This is a genomic window from Micromonospora sp. M51 (assembly GCF_018070305.1).
Taxonomy (GTDB): domain Bacteria; phylum Actinomycetota; class Actinomycetes; order Mycobacteriales; family Micromonosporaceae; genus Micromonospora; species Micromonospora parva.
The window spans coordinates 1-1,972 of record NZ_JAGPXZ010000967.1 but is presented as its reverse complement, the minus strand read 5'-3'; the positions used below and the strand labels follow the sequence as shown (position 1 = coordinate 1,972).

Sequence of the window (1,972 nt, the reverse complement as noted above, 5' to 3'; positions counted from 1 at the left end):
CACCGACGTCTCGTCGGCCGGCAGCAGCGTCGGCTCGGTGGTGACGAACACGACCGGCCGGGGGTCCGCGCCGCGGGCCGCCGCGACCCGCAGACCGGCCGGGATCCGCACCGCCGCGCGGTCGGTGCCGGTGCGGGTGAACCGGACGTCCGCCCAGGCGGCGGTCGGCGCGTGCCGGGTGACCCCGAGCAGGTTCAGGAACGAGACGTACGCCTTCTCCGGCAACTGGTTCAACCGGTAGATCATCACTTCGGTGAGGTGCGCGAAGGTCTCCACCAGCGCCATGCCGGGGTCGTGCGCGGACAGGTCGGTCCACGCCGGGCAGGACTGCCGGATCCGTTCCCGGGCCTCGGTGACCAGGTCGAGGAAGCCGCGATCGTCCAGGTGCGGCACGGGCAGCGTCATGACGCTCCTTCCTGGGTGGGCTCGTCGGCCGGAAGCAGGTCGACGGAGAAGACCAGTTGCCCCGGTGTCAGGCTGGCCCGCACCCGGTAGTCCAACCGGATCACCAACCGCCACGCGTCGTCCGGGTCCGGCCCGGCGTCGGTGTCGATCACCTCGACCCGGGGCTCCCACCGGGCGATGGCCTGCCGGACATAGTGGATGGCCAGACCGGCGGTGGTGTCGTCGTTGGGCGCGAAGACCAGTCGGTGCAGCCGGGAGCCGTACCCGGGTCGCATCAGCCGCTCACCCGGTGTGGTCGACAGGAGCAGGAACAACGCCTGCCGTACGCTCTCGTCGCCGTCGGTCATCGCCAGGCCGCCGGCCGCGGTCAGCGCCAACCCGCCGGTACGGCCGGCGTCGAAGCCGGCGCCGACGAAGCGGAACGCCCTCATCGGTCCGCCCCCAGGAACCCCTGAGCCGGGTCGCGCACGGTGTGCGTGACCAGCCCCGGCGGTGTGCCGTTGGTGAAACCCTCCAGGTGCGACAGCACCACCCGGTGCCCGTCCACGCGCACCCAGACGCTGTAGCCGACCCGGACCGTCAACGTCTGCGTGCACGGCTTGATGGTCGGGCCGTAGTTCGGGCAGGCGACGATGGTGCGTCCCTGCGGGTCGTCGTCGACGAGCACGGGCACGCCGGTGACTGTCACCCACTGCCGCGAGGGTCGGTTCTCGACCCGGCCGTCGTGATCGCAGGTGATCACGGAGTCCCGGTGGAGCCACCGCATCATCCGCCTCCTTGCTGATGGGCATGGGCAAGCGTTCGGGCCTGCTCCGCCGCGGTGCTCGGGTCCTCGGTCGACTCGGCGTGCAGGAAGTCCACGCTGCGGGCGCGCACCACCATGGCCCGACCGGGTGCGGAGATCACCAGGTCGGACGCCGCGTGCAGGGTGGCCAGGTCGGGGGTCAACTCCAGGAAGCTGCCGCCCTCGGTGGCCAGCCGCAGGCTGCGCCGCACGTCGTCGACGACTATCGACTGCCCGCCGGCGGTGCGCATCGTCCAACGGCGGGCCTTCCCGTCGTCGATGCCCGCGTCGTACGGCTCGACCGCGCCGAACAGCGAACCGAGCACGATGCCCGAGGCCGGCTCCCCGCCGGGCAGCACCACCAGCACGGTGTCGTCCGGGTCGGGAAGCGCCACGAGGCCCTTGCCCGGCCCGGCACCGGGACAGAGCACGGCGAGCCAGCCGGCGTCCAGGTCCCCGTACGCCGGCAGGGTTAACCGGACCCGGCCCAACCCGTCCGGGTCGGCGACCTCGGTGACCGTGCCGAGGGTGACCACCGCGCCGCCGGTCGGGCCCGCCGGGATGGCCGGCGGCACCGTGGAGAACCGGGTCAGGTGCCCGTTGCCGTCCACCGTGTGCACCACCTCGGTCAGCACGTACGCCCCGGCGACCGGGTCCGGCACCCCACCCAGGTCGACGCGGCGGCCCGGACGCAGCGCCGGATCGCCCTCGGCCACCCCCTCGGCGGTGACCAGCGTCGCCGCCCGGGTGTCCAGGCGGGCCTGGGCCAACGCCGCCAACTCG

At 73.3% G+C, this 1,972-nt stretch carries 3 protein-coding genes and 1 pseudogene; all 4 read right to left on the bottom strand.

Features of this window, described 5'->3' with window-relative positions; all coding sequences use genetic code 11:
* Positions 1 to 405: pseudogene (locus tag KBX53_RS31355) on the bottom strand (putative baseplate assembly protein); the annotation flags it as partial.
* Positions 402 to 836: a GPW/gp25 family protein gene (locus KBX53_RS31350; RefSeq protein ID WP_210863368.1), complete on the bottom strand. Its 435-nt coding sequence runs from the start codon at positions 834 to 836 to the stop codon at positions 402 to 404. The gene KBX53_RS31350 and the pseudogene KBX53_RS31355, both read right to left, overlap by 4 nt.
* Positions 833 to 1,174 (bottom strand): hypothetical protein, encoded by a 342-nt coding sequence (locus KBX53_RS31345; protein ID WP_247676495.1) that lies wholly within the window; start codon positions 1,172 to 1,174, stop codon positions 833 to 835. The genes KBX53_RS31350 and KBX53_RS31345 overlap by 4 nt, the downstream gene beginning before the upstream one ends.
* On the bottom strand, positions 1,171 to 1,972 hold an 802-nt coding region (locus tag KBX53_RS31340), incomplete at its 5' end, for a phage baseplate assembly protein V (RefSeq protein ID WP_247676494.1). The genes KBX53_RS31345 and KBX53_RS31340, both read right to left, overlap by 4 nt.

Coding starts and splice junctions, on each gene's coding strand:
- KBX53_RS31345 (WP_247676495.1), bottom strand. CDS start 1,174: ATGATGCGGTGGCTCCACCGGGACTCCGTGATCACCTGCGATCACGAC.
- KBX53_RS31350 (WP_210863368.1), bottom strand. CDS start 836: ATGAGGGCGTTCCGCTTCGTCGGCGCCGGCTTCGACGCCGGCCGTACC.